Annotated in this window: 18 protein-coding genes and 1 riboswitch; of the genes, 11 read left to right on the top strand and 7 right to left on the bottom strand. The window is 71.4% G+C overall.

What is annotated here, in order from left to right; all coding sequences use genetic code 11:
• Nucleotides 1-416: 416 nt before the first annotated feature.
• Genes ACWCYO_RS04380 through ACWCYO_RS04370 form a run of 3 tightly spaced genes read right to left on the bottom strand, consistent with a single transcriptional unit; the run spans nucleotide 417 to nucleotide 3,645 of the window.
• Nucleotides 417-1,493, bottom strand: a complete 1,077-nt coding sequence (locus tag ACWCYO_RS04380) for a threonine aldolase family protein (protein WP_270150820.1) — start codon at nucleotides 1,491-1,493, stop codon at nucleotides 417-419.
• Nucleotides 1,490-2,248, bottom strand: a complete 759-nt coding sequence (locus tag ACWCYO_RS04375) for an SDR family NAD(P)-dependent oxidoreductase (RefSeq protein WP_270141924.1) — start codon at nucleotides 2,246-2,248, stop codon at nucleotides 1,490-1,492. The genes ACWCYO_RS04380 and ACWCYO_RS04375 overlap by 4 nt, the downstream gene beginning before the upstream one ends.
• Nucleotides 2,245-3,645 (bottom strand): DUF6421 family protein, encoded by a 1,401-nt coding sequence (locus tag ACWCYO_RS04370; protein WP_270141926.1) that lies wholly within the window; start codon nucleotides 3,643-3,645, stop codon nucleotides 2,245-2,247. Before ACWCYO_RS04370 ends, ACWCYO_RS04375 begins: the two co-directional genes overlap by 4 nt.
• A gap of 547 nt (nucleotides 3,646-4,192) precedes the next feature.
• Here ACWCYO_RS04370 and ACWCYO_RS04365 point away from each other — a divergent pair.
• The 5 genes from ACWCYO_RS04365 (at nucleotide 4,193) to ACWCYO_RS04345 (ending at nucleotide 8,812) form a co-directional block, all read left to right on the top strand.
• Nucleotides 4,193-5,083, top strand: coding sequence for an ABC transporter substrate-binding protein (locus tag ACWCYO_RS04365; RefSeq protein ID WP_270141928.1), 891 nt, complete (start codon nucleotides 4,193-4,195; stop codon nucleotides 5,081-5,083).
• A gap of 137 nt (nucleotides 5,084-5,220) precedes the next feature.
• Entirely contained in the window at nucleotides 5,221-6,042 is an 822-nt protein-coding gene (locus ACWCYO_RS04360; RefSeq protein WP_449783288.1) for an amino acid ABC transporter permease, read from the top strand.
• Nucleotides 6,039-6,797: an amino acid ABC transporter ATP-binding protein gene (locus tag ACWCYO_RS04355; protein WP_270141930.1), complete on the top strand. Its 759-nt coding sequence runs from the start codon at nucleotides 6,039-6,041 to the stop codon at nucleotides 6,795-6,797. The genes ACWCYO_RS04360 and ACWCYO_RS04355 overlap by 4 nt, the downstream gene beginning before the upstream one ends.
• A gap of 256 nt (nucleotides 6,798-7,053) precedes the next feature.
• Nucleotides 7,054-7,623, top strand: coding sequence for a DUF5134 domain-containing protein (locus ACWCYO_RS04350; RefSeq protein ID WP_449783280.1), 570 nt, complete (start codon nucleotides 7,054-7,056; stop codon nucleotides 7,621-7,623).
• Between the two features lie 241 nt (nucleotides 7,624-7,864).
• Nucleotides 7,865-8,812 (top strand): M56 family metallopeptidase, encoded by a 948-nt coding sequence (locus tag ACWCYO_RS04345; protein WP_270141934.1) that lies wholly within the window; start codon nucleotides 7,865-7,867, stop codon nucleotides 8,810-8,812.
• 31 nt (nucleotides 8,813-8,843) lie between these two features.
• Here ACWCYO_RS04345 and ACWCYO_RS04340 read toward each other — a convergent pair whose 3' ends face one another.
• On the bottom strand, nucleotides 8,844-9,290 hold the full coding sequence (locus ACWCYO_RS04340; RefSeq protein WP_449783279.1) for a MarR family winged helix-turn-helix transcriptional regulator: 447 nt from the start codon (nucleotides 9,288-9,290) through the stop codon (nucleotides 8,844-8,846).
• 87 nt (nucleotides 9,291-9,377) lie between these two features.
• On the opposite strand from ACWCYO_RS04340, the gene ACWCYO_RS04335 reads away from it, so the two are divergent.
• Nucleotides 9,378-10,892 carry an MFS transporter gene (locus ACWCYO_RS04335; protein WP_449783278.1) on the top strand — a complete coding sequence of 505 codons (1,515 nt, stop codon included), beginning with the start codon at nucleotides 9,378-9,380 and terminating at the stop codon, nucleotides 10,890-10,892.
• A gap of 228 nt (nucleotides 10,893-11,120) precedes the next feature.
• Nucleotides 11,121-11,726, top strand: a complete 606-nt coding sequence (locus ACWCYO_RS04330) for a TetR/AcrR family transcriptional regulator (RefSeq protein WP_270141940.1) — start codon at nucleotides 11,121-11,123, stop codon at nucleotides 11,724-11,726.
• 148 nt (nucleotides 11,727-11,874) lie between these two features.
• Here ACWCYO_RS04330 and ACWCYO_RS04325 read toward each other — a convergent pair whose 3' ends face one another.
• Nucleotides 11,875-12,741 (bottom strand): helix-turn-helix domain-containing protein, encoded by an 867-nt coding sequence (locus ACWCYO_RS04325; RefSeq protein ID WP_270141941.1) that lies wholly within the window; start codon nucleotides 12,739-12,741, stop codon nucleotides 11,875-11,877.
• A gap of 418 nt (nucleotides 12,742-13,159) precedes the next feature.
• Here ACWCYO_RS04325 and ACWCYO_RS04320 point away from each other — a divergent pair, with 418 nt between their 5' ends.
• Nucleotides 13,160-13,729: an ATP-binding protein gene (locus tag ACWCYO_RS04320; RefSeq protein WP_449783277.1), complete on the top strand. Its 570-nt coding sequence runs from the start codon at nucleotides 13,160-13,162 to the stop codon at nucleotides 13,727-13,729.
• 369 nt (nucleotides 13,730-14,098) lie between these two features.
• Here ACWCYO_RS04320 and ACWCYO_RS04315 read toward each other — a convergent pair whose 3' ends face one another.
• Nucleotides 14,099-14,362 (bottom strand): DUF397 domain-containing protein, encoded by a 264-nt coding sequence (locus ACWCYO_RS04315; protein WP_270141945.1) that lies wholly within the window; start codon nucleotides 14,360-14,362, stop codon nucleotides 14,099-14,101.
• Between the two features lie 555 nt (nucleotides 14,363-14,917).
• On the opposite strand from ACWCYO_RS04315, the gene ACWCYO_RS04310 reads away from it, so the two are divergent.
• The 3 genes from ACWCYO_RS04310 to ACWCYO_RS04300 all read left to right on the top strand — a co-directional run bounded on the left by ACWCYO_RS04310 (nucleotide 14,918) and on the right by ACWCYO_RS04300 (nucleotide 18,213).
• Nucleotides 14,918-15,868 (top strand): hypothetical protein, encoded by a 951-nt coding sequence (locus tag ACWCYO_RS04310; RefSeq protein WP_270141947.1) that lies wholly within the window; start codon nucleotides 14,918-14,920, stop codon nucleotides 15,866-15,868.
• Between the two features lie 452 nt (nucleotides 15,869-16,320).
• Nucleotides 16,321-16,493: riboswitch (cyclic di-AMP (ydaO/yuaA leader) on the top strand.
• Between the two features lie 7 nt (nucleotides 16,494-16,500).
• The gene (locus ACWCYO_RS04305) at nucleotides 16,501-17,763 is read left to right on the top strand and encodes a transglycosylase family protein (protein ID WP_270141949.1); all 1,263 of its coding nucleotides are present in this window, start codon (nucleotides 16,501-16,503) and stop codon (nucleotides 17,761-17,763) included.
• A 249-nt stretch (nucleotides 17,764-18,012) separates the two neighbouring features.
• Complete coding sequence (locus ACWCYO_RS04300; protein ID WP_270141951.1) at nucleotides 18,013-18,213, top strand: hypothetical protein; 201 nt, start codon at nucleotides 18,013-18,015, stop codon at nucleotides 18,211-18,213.
• A 146-nt stretch (nucleotides 18,214-18,359) separates the two neighbouring features.
• Here ACWCYO_RS04300 and ACWCYO_RS04295 read toward each other — a convergent pair whose 3' ends face one another.
• Nucleotides 18,360-19,379: a LacI family DNA-binding transcriptional regulator gene (locus ACWCYO_RS04295; protein ID WP_270141953.1), complete on the bottom strand. Its 1,020-nt coding sequence runs from the start codon at nucleotides 19,377-19,379 to the stop codon at nucleotides 18,360-18,362.
• Between the last annotated feature and the right edge of the window lie 7 nt (nucleotides 19,380-19,386).

The following is a 19,386-nucleotide window of genomic DNA, read 5'->3' as shown; positions in this document are numbered from 1 at the left end:
CCCGCGTTGAGCGGCACGGCAACCACCGGAATAGGGCGGCCCCGCGCACTGCGTCCTCGCTAGTGTTATTTCAAAAGGAATCTCCAACCCCGATCGCAATGACCGAGGCCGGGGATGTCAACATATCTGGCGTTGACTTTTGGCACGCTGTTGAGTTCTCAAGGAACGGACGCTTCCTTCGGACCGCCTTCCAGCGGGCCCTCCGGGCGCTTCGTTCTTTCGTGTTTTCAGCTTATCAGATGTTTTCCGCCCCGTTTTCCGGAGTTTCATTCATCGGATTCGCTTTCCGCTTTGTTGCCCCGGTCTCCCGCGGCGACTCCGGAACTGTACGGGTACCGGCCCGCCACATGCAAATCGCCTCCGCCCGGGTTCCGGGCGGAGGCGATCGCTGTGCGGCGGGGTCGACCGGCGCGTCGTCAGGCGCGGCCCATCTCCTCGGAGATGGCCGCCGCGAACGCGTCGATGTCCGCCTCCGTGGTGTCGTAGGAGCACATCCAGCGGACCTCACCGGTGTGCTCGTTCCAGAAGTAGAAGCGGTAACGCTTCTGCAGTCGCTCGCTCACCTCGCGCGGGAGGATCGCGAACACCGCGTTGGCCTGGACCGGGCGCACGATCTCGACGCCGTCGATCTTCCGGACCGCCGCCTCCAGCCGACTGGCCATCGCGTTGGCGTGGCCGGCGTTGCGCAGGTAGAGGTCGCCCGCGAGCAGGGCCTCGAACTGGACGGAGACGAAGCGCATCTTCGAGGCGAGCTGCATCGAGGTCTTGCGCAGGTACTTGATGTTGCGCACCCGGTCCGGGTTGAGCACCACCACGACCTCGCCGAGCAGCAGCCCGTTCTTCGTGCCGCCGAAGGACAGCACGTCGACGCCGAGGTCGGTCGTGAAGGCGCGCATCGGCTGGCCGAGCGAGGCGGCGGCGTTCGCCAGCCGGGAGCCGTCCATGTGGACGAGCATGCCGAGCTGGTGGGCGTGCTCGACGATCGCGCGGATCTCGTCGATCGTGTAGAGGGTGCCGAGCTCGGTGCTCTGGGTGATGGAGACCGCGAGCGGCTGCGCGCGGTGCTCGTCGCCGAAGCCGTAGGCCTGCTGGTCGAGCAGCTCGGGGGTGAGCTTGCCGTCCGGGGTGGGGACGATGTGCAGCTTGATGCCGCCCATCTTCTCCGGGGCGCCGCCCTCGTCCACGTGGATGTGGGCGCTGTCGGCGCAGACCACGGCGCCCCAGCGGGGCAGCAGCGCCTGGAGGGCGACCACGTTGGCGCCGGTGCCGTTGAAGACCGGGTAGGCCTCGGCCCGGTCGCCGAAGTGGCGGCGGAAGACGTCCTGGAGGTGTGCCGTGTAGTCGTCCTCGCCGTAGGCGACCTGGTGGCCGCCGTTGGCGAGGGCGATCGCGGCGAGGACCTCGGGGTGCACGCCGGCGTAGTTGTCGCTGGCGAAGCCGCGGACGGTGGGGTCGTGCCGCCGTACCGCGTCCGTACGGGTGGGGTCGGTCATCGGGCTGTCAGCCACAGGTGCTGTCCGTTCAGTTCTGCTGCGGGGCGGTCCCAGAGGTCCGCCAGGTGTCCGGCGAGGTCGGCGGTGTCGGTGAAGCCGGCGAACTTCGCCTCCGGCTTCTCGGCCCGCATCTCGGGGCTGACCAGCGCCTTGATGACCAGGATCGCAGCCGCCGCGGTGGGCTCGCCGTCCGGGGCGGTGGTCTCCTTCTTGAAGGAGTCGGCCATGGCGAGGGTCCAGGCCTCGGTGGCGGCCTTGGCGGCCGCATAGGCGGCGCCGCCCGCGGTGGGCTTGTGCGCGGCCGCGGCGGAGACCATCGCGTAGCGACCGGCCGAGCTGCGGACCAGCGCGGGCTGGAAGGCCAGCGAGGTGTGCTGGAGGGTGCGCACCACGGTGTCGTGCAGGAAGTCCCAGTCGTCCAGGCGGGTGTCGAAGAAGGTCTTGCTGCCGCGCCAGCCGCCGACCAGGTGGAACAGGCCGTCGACGTGGCCGTGCTCGGCCTCCAGGTGGTCGGCCCAGTCGTGGACCTCCTGCGGGTCGAGCAGGTCGATCACCTGGCCGCTCACCTTCGCGCCGCGCACCGCGACGCGGGTGGCGTCCAGGGCGGCCTCCAGGCGCCTGGCGTCGATGTCGGCACCGATCACGGTGGCGCCTTCGGCGGTGAGGCGGCGCAGCACGGCCTGACCGGCGGGGCCGCTGGCTCCTGCGACGGCGATGACCTTGCCGGCCAGCTTGGTGGAGGGGGTGGTGGTCACGCGGCGACTCCCTGGATACCGGCGCCGGTGATGCCGGCGGTGGCGGCGATGACGCCGCGGAGCTTCTTGGACAGGGCCTCGTAGAACATGCTCAGCGGGAACTCGTCCGGGAGCACGGCGTCGCACAGCGCCTTGTTCAGGGCCTTGCCGTCCGTGATGTCGAGCGGGAGGGCCTCGGGGCCCTTCGCCCAGGTGGAGGCCGGGTGCGGGGTGAGGTATCGGGAGACCAGCTCGTAGGCGGCGATCCAGTGGGCCGGCTTGGGCCGGTCGATGCCGTCGCGGTACAGGGTCTCGATCTCGCCGCAGAGCGCGTTGGTGACCTGCGGGGCGCGCTCCCAGTCGATGGTGAGGCGGTTGTCGCGCCAGCGCAGCGCGTCGTGCTTGTGCAGGTACGCGAAGAGCAGCTGGCCGCCGAGGCCGTCGTAGTTGCGGACGCGGTCGCCGCTGACCGGGAAGCGGAACAGGCGGTCGAAGAGGATCGCGTACTGGACGTCGCGGGCGTGCGGGTCGCCCTCGGCTTCGAGCTTCACCGCCTCCTTGAAGGTGGTGAGGTCGCAGCGGAGCTCCTCCAGGCCGTACATCCAGAACGGGCTGCGCTGCTTGATCATGAACGGGTCGAACGGCAGGTCGCCGTGGCTGTGGGTGCGGTCGTGGACCAGGTCCCACAGGACGAAGGTCTCCTGCGCGCGGTGCTGGTCCTTGAGCAGGCCCTCGGCATCGGCCGGGATCTCCAGGCCGAGCTGCTCGACGGCGCTGGTGGAGACGGCGCGGAAGCGGGCCGCCTCGCGGTCGCAGAAGATGCCGCCCCAGGTGAAACGTTCCGGCGCCTTGCGCACGGCGACCGTCTCGGGGAAGAGCACGGCGGAGTTGGTGTCGTAGCCGGCCGTGAAGTCCGTGAAGGTGATCGGCACGAACATAGGGTTGTCGAAGCGGGTGCGCTCCAGCTCGTCCAGCCACTCCGGCCACACCACGCTCAGCAGGACGGCTTCGAGGTTGCGGTCCGGGTTGCCGTTCTGGGTGTACATCGGGAAGACGACCAGGTGCTCCAGGCCGTCCTCGCGCTGCTCGGCGGGCTGGAAGGCGAGCAGCGAGTCCAGGAAGTCGGGCTCCCGGTAGCCGGTGTCGGCCCACTTGGCGAGGTCGGCGTCGACGGCGGCCAGGTAGGCGGCGTCATGCGGGAAGTTCGGGGCGAGCTCCTCGACGGCGGCCCGGACGGTGGCGACCAGCGGGTCGACGGTCTGCCGCTGGACGGCGGAGAGGTCGATCGAGCCGTCCTTGGACTGCAGCGGGCGCAGCGTCTCGACGGCCTCCTTCAGGCGCAGCCACGCCGGGTGGGCGGCGAGGGTCGAGACCGGGGCGTCGGCCGCCGCTGCGAGCCTTGGCGAAAGATTCTGCATCGTGGACTCACTTCGACAGGAGTTATTTCAACGAGGACACCATAAGTACGAAAGGTTCTCCCGTTCAAGGGGGTCCGAACCGATAAAACTCCGGCGCACCCCCGTTCCGACCCCAAAACCTGTGCCGGAGCGCCGCTTGTCCGGCATGTGGACGGTCTCGTGGATGCTCTGGACAGATGCGCCGTTCTGATGCGAGCCTCCCGGCATGCTCCCGGCGGTGATCACGGTGGCCGAGCGCCACGCCAGCCCGTTCCGGGCGCCCTCCCGTCAGCAGGCCTGTTGTCGTTGCCGCTGCCGCACGCAGGGCCGTTGCCGCCGCTGTCGTTGACCCGACCGCGGCCCTCGGCCCGACCACGGCCGACCGGCTGCCGCTGTTCCGGCTCGGGGCGCCGCGGACGCGGGCCCGTACGCCGACCATGCCGTGTGTGTTCCGACGCCGCCACCGGGGGAAGTGATCCGCCGGGAAGCGGCCCGGCCCGCCCCGCACCGCCGCGCCTGCCCCGACCCTTCCTCCCGTCCCGCCCGGTCCCTCCCCTGGAGTCCTGCCATGAGCCTCCGCAAGCCGTCCGCCGTCCTGCCCCTCGCCGCGCTGGCCGTCGCCGCCGCGCTCACCGGGTGCGCGCCGCAGGCTGCCAACTCCGATGGGAGCGCCGCCGCCGGCACCTCGGGTTCGGCCGGTGCGGCGGCGAGCTGCGCGCCCGGCGCGCTGGCCACGCGGACCGCCGGGAAGCTGACCATCGGCACCGACAAGCCGGCCTACGACCCGTGGTTCTCCGAGGACAAGCCGGAGAACGGCAAGGGCTTCGAGTCGGCGGTGGCGTACGCCGTGGCGGAGAAGCTGGGGTACCCGAAGGACAAGGTCGGCTGGGTGGTCGCGCCGTTCGGCAAGGCGACCGCCCCGGGGGCCAAGGACTTCGACTTCGACATCAACCAGGTGTCCATCAGCGACGAGCGCAAGCAGGCGGTGGACTTCTCCTCCGGCTACTACTCCGTGCGCCAGGCCCTCATCGCGCTGAAGGGCTCCCCGGCCGCGGGCGCGAAGAGCATCGCCGACCTCAAGGGCGCCAAGCTGGGCGCGCAGATCGGCAGCACGAGCCTGGACACCATCACCAACACCATCAAGCCCAGCACCCCGGCGGCCGTGTTCGACTCCAACGACCTGGCGAAGGCGGCGCTGAAGAACGGTCAGGTCGAGGCGCTGGTGGTCGACCTGCCGACGGCCTTCTACATCACCGGCGCCGAGGTGCCGGAGGCCCAGGTGGTGGGGCAGTTCGAATCGGCCGCGCAGGGCGAGCAGTTCGGCCTGGTGCTGGACAAGGGATCCCGGCTGACCCCGTGCGTGTCGGCCGCGGTGGACGCGCTGCGCGCGGACGGGACGCTGGCGAAGCTGGAGAAGCAGTGGCTGTCGGACGCCGTCTCGGCGCCGGTGCTGAAGTGAGCGGGGAGGCGAGCGCGGCCGGACCGCTCGACGTCGCGAAGAACCCGAATGGTTCGGAGGGTTCGGAGGGTTCGGAGAATTCGGAGGACTGGCAGAGCCGGGCGGAGGAGGACGGGTACCGCCCGTCCGAGCGGCGGCTGGCGCACGAGGCGTACCGGCGCTCGCGCGCCCGCCGCTCGACGCTGATCGCCACCGCCTCGACCGTGCTGACGGCGGTGGCGCTGTATCTGCTGGTCGTCAACTCCCCCGGCTGGGAGGTGACTCGGCGGACCTTCTTCAACCTGGACTACGCCCGCCAGGCACTGCCCGAGGTATTGCGGGGGCTGCGGCTCAACCTGGAGCTGATGCTCGGCTGCGGGGTGCTGATCCTGGTGTTCGGGCTGCTGCTCGCGGTGCTGCGGACGCTGCGCGGGCCAGTGTTCCTGCCGGTGCGGCTGCTGGCCACCGCGTACGTGGACTTCTTCCTCGGGCTGCCGATGATCATCTGCCTGCTGGTGATGATCACCGGGGTGCCGGCGCTGCGGCTCACCGGGGTGACCACCGATCCGCTGCTGCTCGGCGGGGCGGCCCTGGTGCTCACGTACTCGGCGTACGTGTCGGAGGTGTTCCGCTCGGGCATCGAGTCGGTGCACCCGAGCCAGCGGGCCGCGGCGCGGTCGCTGGGACTGACCAACGCCCAGTCGATGCGGTACGTGGTGCTGCCGCAGGCGGTGCGGCGGGTGGTGCCGCCGCTGATCAACAACCTGGTCAGCCTGCAGAAGGACACCGGGCTCGTGTCGATCGGCGGCGCGATCGACGCGGTGTACGCGGCGAAGATCATCGCTGCGCACTCCTTCAACTTCACGCCGTATCTGGTGGCGGGAGTGGTGTTCATCGTGCTGACCATCCCGCTGACCCGGCTCGCCGACTGGCTGACCGGGCGGACGAACCGTCGGCAGCTGCAGGGAGGTGCGGTGTGAGCGGGACCGAGGTGCTCCGGCTGGAGTCGGTGCGCAAGACCTTCGGCGACCAGGTGGTGTTGCGCGACGTGGACCTCGCCGTCCCCGAGCACTCGGTGACGGCACTGATCGGGGCGTCCGGCTCCGGGAAGTCCACGTTGATGCGCTGCGTCAACCTGCTGGAGGGGATCGACGACGGGGCGATCTTCCTGGACGGCGAGGAGATCACCGACCCGCGCGCGGACGAGGACGCCGTGCGGCGCCGGATCGGCGTGGTGTTCCAGTCGTACAACCTGTTCCCGCACATGACGGTGCTGGAGAACATCACGCTCGCGCCACGGCGGGTGCACCGGGTCGGACGGGCGGAGGCCGAGGCGACGGCACTGGAGCTGCTGGACCGGCTCGGGCTGGCGGCGAAGGCGAAGGAGTACCCGGACCGGCTCTCCGGTGGGCAGCAGCAGCGTGTCGCCATCGTGCGGGCACTGGCGGCCGGGCCCCGGCTGCTGCTGCTCGACGAGATCACCGCGGCGCTCGACCCGGTGTTGGTCGGGGAGGTGCTGGCGGTGGTCCGGGACCTCAAGGAGCAGGGGATGACGATGGTCCTCTCCACCCATGAGATGGGCTTCGCCCGCGAGGTCGCCGACCGGGTGTGCTTCCTGGACGGCGGGGTGGTGCTCGAACAGGGGCCGCCGGAGCAGGTGTTCGGCGATCCCCAGGAGGAGCGGACCCGGCAGTTCCTCAGCCGGGTCGTCGCCTCGGGGCGGCTCCAGGGCTGAGCGGCCGGTCGGGGCATGGGGCGCCCGGGGTGGATCGCACGACGGCGGTCACCACTGTGCGCCCCTGTACGCGCCCTGGTCGCGTCGGGGGCGCAGCGGTGATCGTGGAAGGGACGATCGTCGCCGGGGCGGAAAAGGACGGGGAACGGATGACAGCTGACGGATTTCAGCTGACAGATTCTGAAATCTGTCAGCTGAAATCCGTCAGCTGTTCGCTGCCCGTCGTTCGCCGCCCGCCACCCCCGGGAGGCCGCCGTTGCACGGGCCCACTCTGGTCAACTGGCTCCTCGCCCTCCTCACCGCCACCGCCGGTGCCTACTGCCTGACCCGCCTGCGGCAGGCCTCCTGCGCCACCACCGCCCCCGGCTCCCGCCGCGCCCACCCGCCGCTCGCCCGGGAATCCGACGCCGCCGAAGCCCTGATGGGGCTCGGCATGGCAGCGATGGCCGTCACCGGCGCCACCGTCCCGGCCGCCGTCTGGGCGTGCCTCTTCGCCCTCCCCGGTGCCGTCTTCCTGCTCGCCGCCCTGCACGCCCCCACCGGCCGGGCACACCGGCTGCACCACGCGGTCGGAGCGCTCGCCATGACGTACCTGGCCCTGGCGATGACCGCCTCCCCCGGCGGACACCACCACCACGCCACCGCCCTCGGCACGCCCCTGCTCACCGGCGCGCTGCTGCTCTACTTCGGCGGCTACTCCCTGTGGGCCGGCGCCCGGCTGCTGCGCACCCCGGCCGGCACCCTCGTGCTCGGCACCACCGGTCTGCCCCGGGCCTGCCGGCTGACCATGGGCATCGGCATGTTCGCCATGCTCCTGACCATGTGACCCGACCATCCCGCACGAGCCGAGGCCCACACCGCCACACGAGCCGAGGCTCACGCCGGCGCGCGTGCCAAGGCCCACACCGAAGCCGCGCGGAAGCCCACACCGAAGCCCCGCCAAAGCCCGCGCCCGCGCGTGGCGTTGGTCACTGGCCCGCGGAAAGCCGTTCCACCGGACGTCGCCAGCACATAGGTTGGCAGGGAGCGCCTTGTCGCGTTCCGTGCGTACTCGGGGAGCCCATGCGATGACTGCCCTGACCGGCCTGCTGCTGCTCGGCCTGCTGCTCTCCACCGTCGTGCCCCGGCTGCTGGCCCGGGCCCGCTGGGTGGAGCGCGAACCGGTGCTGGCGCTGCTGGTGTGGCAGTGCATCGTGCTGGCCGTACTGCTGTGCTGCGCCCTGGGTCTGGTCCTCGCCGCCTCCGCCGCCGAGCCCGAACTGCGCGCCTGGGTGTTCGCCGGCGCCCCGCACGGCGTGGAGGACGCGTACGGCCTGGAGGACGCCGAGGGTTGGGGCCGGCTGTGCGCCGCGGTCCTGGCGGCGGGCGCGCTGCAGACGGTGCTGGCGCTCACCCGCGAGGTCCGTACGGCCAAGGCCCTGCGCAACCGTCGGCACGCCCAACTGGCGAACCGCGCACCGGAGTTGCCCGAGGCGATCGAGACCGCCCGGAGTCGCCGGGAGCGGCTGGTGGTGCTGGAGAACGTCCGGCCCGAGGCCTGGTCGCTTCCCGGTCCGAACTCCCGCCTGGTGGTCACCACCGGCGCCCTCCAGCAGCTCACCGCCCGGGAGTTGGCGGCGGTGCTGAGTCACGAGCGCGGACACGTCCGGGCCCGGCACCACTGGCTGCAGCAGTTCGCCCAGGCGCTCGCCTCCGGATTCCCCGGCATCGGCGTGTTCCGCGCCTTCCGGGACCAGGTGGCGGAGCTGGTCGAGCTGGCGGCGGACGACCGGGCGGCGCGTCGGCACGGCCGGCACACCACGGCCCTCGCACTGGCCGAACTCAACCTGGACCGTGGGGTGTTCGGCGCCTGTCCGCCCGGTCTGGCGCAGTCCCCGAAGCGGGTCGACCGGCTGCTCGCGGGCCGCCCCCGGCTGTCCGTCCCGCACCGGCTGCAGCTGACCGCCGCCGCCCTGGCCGCACCCGCCGCGGCCGTCCTGCTCGCCGTCGCCCCAGGGCTCCGCTCGCTTCTCTGACGCACCCAGCCGTAACGACGTTGACGGCGCGTCAGTCCGATGCGGCCCCTCCGCAGAGCGGAGCGAAGTGGCCGCCGAGCGTCAGCCCGAGCACCTCGCGGTGGAGCGGCCGGGCCTGGTCGTAGCGCTCCCGCCCGGCCTCGGTCAGGGCGATCATGATGCCCCGCCGGTCACTCGCGCACATCGCCCGGGTCACCAGTCCGGCCTTCTCCAGGCGGGCGATCAGCCGGGACAGCGCGCTCTGGCTCAGATGGACGGTGGGCGCCAGCTCGCTCGCCCGAAGGGCGTGGCGGCCTTCGGCCTGACATCCCTCCACCAGGCGTTCCAGCACCTCGAACTCGCTCATGCCCAGCCCGTACTTCTCACCGAGCTCACGGTCGAGCGCACAGACGGCCGCGGCATGGCGGGCGAGCAGCTCGCGCCATTCCGCGATGAGACCGGCCTCCGCCGAGGCTTCGAGGGAGTCGAGTTCAGCCACGCCGCCAGCCTAGCACGTGCATCGTAAATTTATGCATTCACATCTTATTCATTTGCATTGAATGCACACGCATGTACTGTCCTCTCCATGACCACCGCGACCGTCACGCCACCCGACACCCCGTCAACCAGCGGGCTGCACTGGACACCCCGCCTCTGGGGCACCCTCGTCGTGCTCTGCGCCGCCATGTTCCTGGACGCCCTGGACGTCTCGATGGTGGGCGTCGCCCTCCCCTCCATCGGCTCCGAACTGCACCTCTCGACCTCCACCCTGCAGTGGGTGGTCTCCGGCTACGTGCTCGGTTACGGCGGCCTGCTACTGCTCGGCGGACGCGCCGCCGACCTGCTCGGCCGTCGCCGGGTCTTCCTGGTCGCGCTCAGCGCCTTCGCCGCCGCCTCACTGCTCGGCGGCCTGGTCGACGACGGCGGCCTGCTGATCGCGGCCCGCTTCCTCAAGGGCGTCAGCGCCGCCTTCACCGCCCCGGCCGGCCTGTCGATCATCACCACGACCTTCGCCGAGGGCCCCGCCCGCAACCGGGCGCTGTCGATCTACACCACCTGTGGCGCCAGCGGCTTCTCCCTCGGCCTGGTGCTGAGCGGTCTGCTCACCTCGGTCGGCTGGCGCTGGACCTTCCTGATGCCGGTCCCGGTCGCGCTGCTCGCCCTGCTCTTCGCCGTCCGCCTGCTCCCCCGCCCGGTCGAGGAGCCCGCCAAGGGCGGCTACGACGTGCTCGGCGCGATCACCGGCACAGCGACCGTCCTGCTGCTGGTGTTCACCGTGACCGAGGCCCAGGGCGCCGGCTGGCTGAGCCTGCGCACCCTCGGCTCGCTGGTCGTGGTCGCCGCGCTGGCCGCCGCGTTCCTGCTGGTGGAGAGCCGCACCGCCCATCCGCTGGTCCGGCTCGGCATCTTCCGCAACGGTTCGGTGGCCCGGGCCAACGTGGTCGCCTTCACGATGACCGGCGCGTACGGCGGGTTCCAGTTCGTCGTCACGCTCTACCTGCAGCACCTGCTCGGCTGGTCGGCCCTGCAGATGGCCCTCGGGCTGCTGCCGGCCGGTGCCTTCATCGCCCTCTCGGCACCGTTCATGGGCCCGATCGTGGACCGCTTCGGCACCGCCCGGCTGCTGCCGATCGGCCTGCTGGCACTGGCCGGCGCCTTCGCCCTGTTCCTGCGCCTGGACGAGCACAGCTCGTACCTGGTCCTGGTGCTGCCCTCGATGCTGCTGCTCGGCGTGGGCTTCGCGCTGGCCTTCCCCTCGGTGAACATCGCCGCCACCGACGGGGTGGCCGACGAGGAGCAGGGGCTGGCCTCGGGGCTGGTGAACACCGCGATCCAGGTCGGAACCGCCGTCGTGCTGGCCGGGGCGACCGCGATGATCACGGCCGGCAGCGCGGGCGGCGACAGCGCCCAGGCCCAGTTGGACGGCTACCGGCCGGCGCTGGTCCTGGTCACCGCGGTCGCGCTGGTCGGACTGGTGGTGGCCGCGGTGGGTGCCCTGGTGGACCGACGCCGGAATTCAACTCCCATGTCGGTGTCGGATTATGATTATCCGCCTGCCGGGCCATCCGTGGCCCGGACCGGAGTCCTGACCGAGCGCTGACCCCCGGCCCTCGCCCACGGTCGACCCCTGACCGCCGGGCACTGGTGCCGGCTCCACCAAACCCCCGTGTTGGTGGAGCCGGCCGTCCCTGCACCGGCCGCCCGGGCGGCACCCGTCAGGGCACGGTTCCACGGCGCGGCCACCGGCTCCGCAAGTATATTGGCCCGGAGCCAACGAACGTTCGGAGCAGACACGATGGCACCTCGCGGGGATTCGGTCAACGAGGAGATGCGGCAACGCTCCCGTCGACGCATCATGCGGGCCACCATCGAGCTGGTTGACCAGCGCGGTTACGCCGGCACCACGCTGACCGACATCGCCGAGCGCGCCGGACTGGCCCGTGGCCTGCTCTCGTACTACTTCGACGGCAAACGACTGCTGATGCAGTCCGCCACGCACCGGTTGATGCACCAGGCGCTCTCCGGCGCGCTGGCCGAACTGCCGCCCGGCGCCTCCCCCGAGGCCCGGCTGGCCCGCGCGATCGACACCGTCCTCAGCCTGGCCATGGACCACCCCCGGGTGATGCGCTCCCACCTGGCGCTGATCCTCGACCCGGACACCGGCGCCTTCGTCCAGGACCCGGAGCAGCAGCAGGTCGGCGCGATCCTGCAGGGCCTGCTGGAGGACTGGGGAGCGCCGGACCCGGTCGCCGAGCACGCGGTGCTGCGCAGCGCGCTGATGGGCGGCTGCATCGGGGTGCTGCTACCGGGCGCGGAGATCCCGCTGGCGCCGATCCGGGCCGACCTGTTCGGCCGCTACGACCTGGCCTGGGAGCTGGGCCGTCCGCCGCAGCCGCTGCCGCCGGAACGCGAACGGCCGCCGGCCCGCGGTTGACCGCGGGGCAGTCGGCCGACCGCCGGACGCTTCCACGAACAGCACTCACGAGCAGCGCGCGCGGGCGGCGCGCACGAACGCCTCCCGGGAACAGCTCCCGCGAACGGCGCGAGAACAGCGGATCTCCCAGGCCCCGCCCGGGAGTTGCTCAGCGCTCCTTCAGGATCGAGGCAAGCAGGTCTATCGTGCGCTCGGGCGTGAGGCTGTCCACGCAGAGCCGCTCCATGACCTGGACGTACGCGTCGACGTCGTCCCGCTTGTCCAGGTAGAGCGCGCTGGTGAGCTGCTCCAGGTAGACCACGTCCGCGAGGTCCTGCTCCGGGAACCGCAGGATCGTGAACGCCCCGGACTCGCCCGCGTGCGCGCCGAAGCGGAACGGCATGACCTGGATGACCACGTTGGCCTGCTCGGCGACGTCGATCAGGTACTGCACCTGACCACGCATCACCTTGGGCCCGCCGACCGGCCGGCGCAGCGCGGCCTCGTCGATGACCGCCCACAGGCGCGGATTGGCACCCTCGGTCAGCAGCTTCTGGCGGCGCAGCCGGAGGCTGACCCGCCGCTCGACCTCCTCTTCGCTGATGACCGGCCGGCTCTGGCCGAAAACCGCCCGTGCGTACTCCTCGGACTGCAGCAGTCCGGGGATGAACTGCACTTCGTAGGTGCGGATCAGCTGGGCGGCCTCCTCGAGGCCGACGTAGGTCTGGAACCAGCCCGGCAGCACGTCGTTGAAGCTGTGCCACCAGCCGGACTTGTTGGCCTCGCGGACCAGGCCGAGCAGGGCCTCCCGCTCCAGGCCGTCGTCGACGCCGTAGAGGCTGAGCAGGTCGGCGACGTCGCGCTCCTTGAAGCTGACCCGGCCGAGCTCCATGCGACTGATCTTGGACTCGGACGCGCGGATCGCGTAGCCCGCGTCCTCACGGGTGATCCCGCGCGCCTCGCGCAGGCGGCGCAGCTGCGAGCCGAGGAGGATCCGGCGGACCATCGAGCCGCCGCCCGGCTGAACTGTGGTCATGCGGTCGAAACCTCCACCTAGGGCAAACAGCGCACAGTCTGCCATCAGTTGAGCGCTCACGGTGCCGATACTGACGGATGTTCCTATCAGTTCTGCACTCCGCGCACCAGGATGCACGTGCATCCGGCGCTTGCATATGCCAATAGTGCGACTGCACGTGAATCGACTCTTGCATCTGCAGTGAGCGCACACCACCATGGTGCACGTGCACCTGCACATCCCTGGCAATCCCGCGGGCTCCGCGTCGACCCCACGCGCGACTCCGTGCACCGGCCCGGCGGCGTCCCCCGCGCCACCGGGCGTTCGAGTGCGCGCGCGCCTGGTCGAGGGGGCGGCCGAGCGGCCGAGCGAGTCGGAGGTGACCGGCATGACCCCGGCGGGTCCAGCCGTGTCCGCCCCCTTATGGGAGGAGCTCTTCATGAGCACCGGTACGGCTTTGGCGGTTGACCCCCATGTGGTCACCTGTACGCTCGCTCCTCGTTTTGAAGCCGTGAGAACCGCGCGCGACTTCGCCCGGACCGCTCTTCAGCGCTGGGGCCTGATGGAGTTGTTCGACGATGTCGCGCTGGTGGCCTCGGAACTCGTGACCAACGCGCTCCGGCATGCGATCGGCGCACGACCCGACCCGTCGGGCGGCGCCCTGGGCGAGTACGACTTTCCCACACAGCCGACCCCGGACGGACGGCTGCCGATCCGAATAAGCCTGGTGCACCGCGCGCCCCAGGTGGTCTGCGCGGTGAGCGATCCCAGTTGCATCGGCCCGGTGGCCCGGGAGGCGGACTTCGTCGCCGAATCCGGGCGCGGGCTGCACCTGGTGGAGTCGTTCAGCCGCTCCTGGGGCTGGCACCCGCTGGGCAGCGGCAAGGTGGTCTGGGCCGTGTTCGCGACGGAGCCGGCCGGCGGCGGGCTCGACGGCTGCAGGGCACTGGACGGTACCGCGCTGGACGGACGGCTCGACCTCGGTGGCCGGCACCGGCGCTCGGCCTAACGCCACACGGCGCACGGCCGCCCGAGGGGCGCCCCGGGAGGATCACACCCCGAGCCCTTCAGCCAAGCCACCGCGCCGGATCGCACCGGACCGCGAAACCGGCACGGACAACGGTCCGAGCACTGGTCCCGGCACCGGCCCGAGCACTTGGTCCCCGGCACCGGCTCGCCCGACCGGACGCTCCGGCCCGGAGGAAGCGGGCAGCCCGCGGGGCCGCCTGCGGCAGTACAGCAGGCCCCGCCGTACGGCCTCCACCGCGCAACCGCACGGAAGCAGGAAGGCCCGCCGCCGGGCGAGGACGGCCCGGCAAAGACAAAGGCCGTCGTGGTGTCAGCACCCACGACGGCCCCCCGATGGTGAAGCGGCCGGTCAGACGGCCAGGTGGTCGAACTCCCCGTCCTTGGCCCCCAGCAGCAGGGCGGCGATCTCGGCCCGGGTGTAGATGAGCGCCGGACCGTCCGGGAAGCGCGAGTTGCGCATCGCCACGTCGCCGCCCGGCAGGGCCGCGAACTCGACGCAGTTGCCCTGGGAGTTGCTGTGCCGGCTCTTCTGCCAGACCACCCCCTTGAGGTCCGCGGCGGCCATCCCGTTGTAGGTGTGGTTCGAGCCGTGCGTGTCCTGCGAGTCGTGCATAGAAGTCTCCCGAAGAGCTCCGGAGTTGTCGTCCAGCGCGGCGCCCCCGGCACCGCCAGAACGGACCGGCCCCGTACCGGCCCGGCACAACGCCTCACTTGACGCGATGATAGCCGCAGTGCACGTGCATCAGCACGGGACGTTGCAGGTGCATCGGGCCTTTTGTCGGCCGCCCCGAACTCTTCACGGACCCTTCTCCTGACGGTACGTAAACGGACATAGCCCACTGAATCGACGGGTCGTCCATAACCGGCCGTGAGCGGCCCCCCGCTGAATGTTGATCTTCGAATGCCGGGAGTCGCGCCGCCGTGACCCTCCGTCAGACCGCCGTCCGACTGTGAGACATCTCACGCGTCCCGGGTGCAACGCGCCGCCCCCCGGGACACGTCGAGGCAACTGCGCGGGCCCGCTCGGGCATTGGGCGAGGAATGTCCGGATTGTAGGCAATTCGCCCGGACCAGCGCGACAGCGACACGGCCTCCGCACCACGACCACCCGAAACCCGTACGGCAGCCGACTGCAGGCCTGACGGGCCGATGTCCTACGATCTCCGGCATGAGCACCGCAGCCATCCCGGGCGCGCCACTGCCCGTCCGCACTCCAGGCTCCCGTGCGCGGGGGCGCCACCGTCGCCCCGAGCGCCCCGAGATCCGCACCGGCTCGCCGGCCCTGGTGCTCGCCGTGCCCGCGACCGCGGGGCCCGAGTCCCGTTCGGTCGTCGAGGAGCTGCTCTCGATCGTCCGCAGCGAGCACGCCGGCGTCCAGGCCGCGGTCGGTTACCTCCCGGCCGACGGCGCCGAGGCCGGGGACTCCGAGGACCGCACCGTGGCGGAGCTGCTGGCGGCCGCCGCCGAGGCCGGACTGCCGACGCCCGTCGTGGTACCGCTGGTGCCCGGGCCGCACGGCTTCCTGACCGAGCTTCACGCCCTCGCCGCCGAGTACGGCGCGACCGTCACCGACGCGCTGGGCCCGCACCCGCTGCTCGCCGAGGCCGTCCACGTACGGCTGTCCGAGGCCGGGCTGGCCCGGGCCGACCGGGCCCGGCTGTTCGCCATCGCGACCGCCGCGGACGGCGTGGTGCTGACCACCGTCGGAGGTGAGGAGGCGGCTGCCGCGGCCGGAATCACCGGCGTGCTGCTGGCCGCCCGACTGGCCGTCCCGGTCGTGGCCGCGGCGCTCGACGTGCCCGGCTCGGTCGCCGACGCCGTCAACCACCTCAAGGAGACCGGCTCCCAGCGCCCGGCGCTGGCCCCGCTCGTCATCGGCCCGGAGGCGGACTCCGAGCTGCTCGCCACGGCCGCCGAGGAGACCGGCTGCCCGTCGGCGGCGCCGCTGGGCGCCTACCCGACCGTCGGCCAGCTGATCGCCTCCACCTACCTGGCCGCACTGCCGACGCCGACGGCGGAGGAGCTCGCCGAGGCCGAGGCGGAGGCCGCTGCCACCGGCGGGGCCGGGGAGGGCTCCCGACGTGCCCACGCGGCCGCTGAAGGGCCCGTGGAGGGCTAGCGAACCCACGGACCGCCTGTCACGACACCCGCACCACCGAAGGGGCCCGGAACGGCTGCGTTCCGGGCCCCTTCGGCTTGTTCGGATTGCCCCGCAGGAGAGTTAAGTGGCCAATGACCCGCAATGTCCGTTCTGGTGCCATTTGTCGATGAATGGTCGGCACGTCGTCGGGCGCTCGATTCGCCGGCACCCCCGACCGGAAGGCCGCGCCCCCACCGCGTTTCAACGCTCCGTCACATTTCTCCTGAGGCGGAACCAGCTCGCGGAATACATCGCGGAATTGCCGGAAAACGATCATTTACGATCATGAATTGCGAGCCATTCGCGCTTTCCGGTAAACCGTGATGCGCATCACAGATATTTGCAGTTCGAACTTAAGTCTGCTTAACGTGCTCCCCGTTCGTGACCACACGGACCCAGTTCATCCGCGACGCCGAGTCCTGCCGTCGGATGTCCTGGCAGCGCGAAAACGCACCACGGCAGGAGCGGGGGAACCACAGGTAAGTCGCCCCGGACCGCTTCCCGGAAACGGTCCTGGGCTAGGGGTGAAGCCGCGCCCAACAGCGCGGCCGGGCAACTCCAGCCCGAATCCGACAGCTCACCTCGCAGGCGTGGGAGAGGACCGCGTCTTCATGCTGCCTTCCAACGGCAACCGCCTGTCCAGCCGTACCCGTCGCGTGATCGCCGCCCTCGGCGTCGCGGGCGTCGGCCTCACGGTTCCCTGCCTCACCACCGGCACCGCCAACGCCGCCTCCGTCGCCACCTGGGACAAGGTCGCCCAGTGCGAGAGCAGCGGCAACTGGAGCATCAACACCGGCAACGGCTTCTACGGCGGCCTGCAGTTCACCTCCAGCACCTGGGCCGCCTTCGGTGGCACCGCGTACGCCCCGCAGGCCAACCTCGCCACCAAGGACCAGCAGATCGCCATCGCCGAGAAGGTCCTGGCCTCGCAGGGCCCCGGCGCCTGGCCGGTCTGCTCGGTCCAGGCCGGTCTTACCAAGGGCGGCGCCCCGGCCGCCGTCGACACCGCCTCGGCCGCCAAGCCCGCCCAGGGTCAGGCCCAGGCCGCGAAGCCCGCCGCGGCGTCCGCGCCCGCCCAGGACCAGGCGAAGGCCTCCGGCGACTCCGCCGCCGCCAAGTCCGCCAACAGCGACTGGGCGCAGAAGCGCCAGGCGCAGGCCCAGGCCGGCGACTACACCGTCGTCGCGGGCGACTGGCTGTCCTCCATCGCGGACAAGCACAACGTCCAGGGTGGCTGGCAGCACCTGTACGAGCTCAACCGCAGCACCCTCACCGAGGGTCCGGACATGATCTACCCGGGCCAGCGCCTGACCTTCGGTGACGCCGGCTCGGCCCAGGCCGACAAGTCCTCCACCGCCACCAAGTCCGGGTCGGACTTCGCCTGGTTCGACCGCTCGCAGAAGTCCGGCCAGGCCTCGAACGGCGGTGCCGTGGACGCCAAGCCGGTCGCCCAGACCAAGGCCCCGGCCGTGAAGCCGGCCGCCCAGGCGCAGACCCCGGCCCCGGCCGCCACCGGCAGCATGGCCGCCGCGGTCTCCTTCGCCAAGTCGAAGGTCGGCCAGGCGTACGTCTACGGCGGCACCGGCAACGGCGGTTGGGACTGCTCCGGCCTGACCCAGGCCGCGCTGCGCGCCGCGGGCATCAACATCCCGCGCGTCGCCGCCGACCAGGCCGCCGCCAGCACCCACGTCTCGCTGGACAGCCTGCAGCCGGGCGACCTGCTCTTCTGGTCGAACAACGGCAAGGACTCCGGCGTCTACCACGTCGCCATCTACATCGGCGGCGGCCAGTACGTCGAGGCCGCCAACCCGAGCGTGGGCGTCCGCCTCCAGACCATCGCCAACTGGGCCCCGGACTTCGCCGGCCGGGTCTGAGCAGCGCGCACACCGGACAGCTGACAGGTGACGGATCACAGCTGACAGCTGACGGATGACAGATTTCATCATCTGTCATCCGTCATCCGTCGGTTGTCGGCCGTCTCCCGACCGCCCCGGGGAGAGTCTGGTCGCTCCTCCCCGGGGCTTCGGCGTGCCCGCCCGGACGCACTCGCAGCGCCGTATTCCGCATGGTCAAACTCCGACGCAGGGGGCATGCTGCTGCTCTGCACCCGAGGAGGAGTCACCATGGCCCAGGTCACCATCACGCTCGACGCGAACCTCGCGATCGACGCGATGCTGCTCTCCGGTACCAAGAATCCACAGGACGCCGTCGAACTGGTCGTGCGCGACTACCTGGCCCGCGGCCGCCGGACCGAGACCCGGACCGGCGACGCGGGCGACGGCCACCGGGTCGCCACCGACCGCCCGAACGTCCAGGAAGGCTGACCGGGCGCACACGCCGACGGGCCCCGGAGAGGCAACCGCCCTCCGGGGCCCGTCAGTTGGCACAGATATCGAGCAGCCTCAGCTACCGAACAGCCACAGCGCCCGAACAGCCACAGCTACCGAACCGCCACAGCGCCCGAGCAACCTCAGCGCGCGCAGGCCCCCGTGGAGCCCCGCATCACCAGCTCCGGCTGGAACATGAACTCCCCGCGCTGGGCGGCGTTCCCGCCGACCTCCTCCAGCAGCGCGTCCACCGCGGCCGTCGCCATCGCCTCGACCGGCTGGCGGATCGTGGTCAACGGCGGCTCGGTGAAGGCGATCAGCGGCGAGTCGTCGAAGCCGACCACCGACACGTCCTGCGGCACCGACAGCCCGCGCTGGCGCACCGCCCGGATCGCCCCGAGCGCCATCATGTCGCTCCCGCAGACGATCGCCGTGCAGCCCTTGTCGAGCAGCGCACCGGCCGCCGCGTGCCCGCCCTCCACGCTGAACAGCGTGTGGTGGACGAGGCCTTCCGCCTCCTCCTGGCTGAGCCCGAGCACCTCGCGCATCGCCGCGGTGAAGCCCTCGATCTTGCGCAGCACCGGCACGTACCGCCGCTGCCCGACCGCCAGGCCGATCCGCTCGTGCCCGAGCTCGGCCAGGTGCTGGACGGCCATCCACATCGCGGCCCGGTCGTCCGGCGAGATGAACGGCGCGTCGATCTTCTCGCTGAACCCGTTGATCAGCACGAACGGCACCCCGCGCCCGGCCAGCCGGGCGTAGCGGTCGTGGTCGGCCGTGGAGTCGGCGTGCAGCCCGGAGACGAAGACGATGCCCGCCACGCCCCGGTCGACCAGCATCTCGACCAGTTCGTCCTCGGTGGACCCGCCCGGGGTCTGGGTGCACAGCACCGGCGTGAAGCCGTGCCGGCTGAGCACCTGCTCGATCACCTGCGCCAGCGCGGGGAAGATCGGGTTGCTCAACTCCGGCGTGATCAGCCCGATCAGCCCGGCGCTGCGCTGGCGCAGCCGGGTCGGCCGCTCGTAACCGAGCACGTCCAGCGCCGCCAGGACGGTCTGCCTGGTGGCGGCGGAGACGTTCGCCTTGCCGTTGAGCACGCGGGAGACGGTGGCTTCGCTGACCCCCGCCTGTGCCGCGATGTCTGAGAGTCGCGCCGTAGTCACGGTCCCA

The sequence above is a fragment of the Kitasatospora sp. NPDC001683 genome (assembly GCF_053596495.1).
The sequence above is the reverse complement of the archived record's forward strand: the minus strand, read 5'-3'. Positions and strand labels throughout refer to the sequence as shown.